Consider the following 1,321-nt stretch of genomic DNA (forward strand, 5'->3'; position numbering starts at 1 on the left):
GGCCTGGGAACGTATTCACCGCAGCGTTGCTGATCTGCGATTACTAGCGACTCCGACTTCATGGGGTCGAGTTGCAGACCCCAATCCGAACTGAGACCGGTTTTTTGGGATTCGCTCCATCTTGCGATTTCGCAGCCCTTTGTACCGGCCATTGTAGCATGTGTGAAGCCCAAGACATAAGGGGCATGATGATTTGACGTCATCCCCACCTTCCTCCGAGTTGACCCCGGCAGTCTCCTATGAGTCCCCGCCTTTACGCGCTGGCAACATAGAACGAGGGTTGCGCTCGTTGCGGGACTTAACCCAACATCTCACGACACGAGCTGACGACAACCATGCACCACCTGTACACCGACCTTGCGGGGCACCCATCTCTGGGTGTTTCCGGTGTATGTCAAGCCTTGGTAAGGTTCTTCGCGTTGCATCGAATTAATCCACATGCTCCGCCGCTTGTGCGGGCCCCCGTCAATTCCTTTGAGTTTTAGCCTTGCGGCCGTACTCCCCAGGCGGGGAACTTAATGCGTTAGCTGCGGCACAGACCTCGTGGAATGAGGCCCACACCTAGTTCCCAACGTTTACGGCGTGGACTACCAGGGTATCTAATCCTGTTCGCTCCCCACGCTTTCGCTTCTCAGCGTCAGTAGTGGCCCAGAGACCTGCCTTCGCCATCGGTGTTCCTCCTGATATCTGCGCATTTCACCGCTACACCAGGAATTCCAGTCTCCCCTACCACACTCTAGTCTGCCCGTACCCACCGCAAGTCCGAGGTTGAGCCTCGGATTTTCACGGCAGACGCGACAAACCGCCTACAAGCTCTTTACGCCCAATAATTCCGGACAACGCTCGCACCCTACGTATTACCGCGGCTGCTGGCACGTAGTTAGCCGGTGCTTCTTCTGCAGGTACCGTCACTTTCGCTTCTTCCCTGCTGAAAGAGGTTTACAACCCGAAGGCCTTCATCCCTCACGCGGCGTCGCTGCATCAGGCTTTCGCCCATTGTGCAATATTCCCCACTGCTGCCTCCCGTAGGAGTCTGGGCCGTGTCTCAGTCCCAGTGTGGCCGGTCGCCCTCTCAGGCCGGCTACCCGTCGTCGCCTTGGTGAGCCGTTACCTCACCAACTAGCTGATAGGCCGCGAGTCCATCCCAGACCGAAAAACTTTCCAAACGGTAGCCATGCGGCTCCGTCTCGTATCCGGTATTAGCTCCGGTTTCCCGGGGTTATTCCAGAGTCTGGGGCAGGTTACTCACGTGTTACTCACCCGTTCGCCACTGATCACCCAAGAGCAAGCTCTCGAGGTCACCGTTCGACTTGCATGTGTT

Annotated in this window: 1 rRNA gene; it reads right to left on the reverse strand. The window is 57.0% G+C overall.

Annotated features, from left to right (window positions below):
• Positions 1-1,321, reverse strand: a 16S ribosomal RNA gene (locus CLD20_RS19910); the annotation flags it as partial.

Source organism: Afifella sp. IM 167 (assembly GCF_020144925.1).
Lineage (GTDB): Bacteria > Pseudomonadota > Alphaproteobacteria > Rhizobiales > Afifellaceae > Afifella.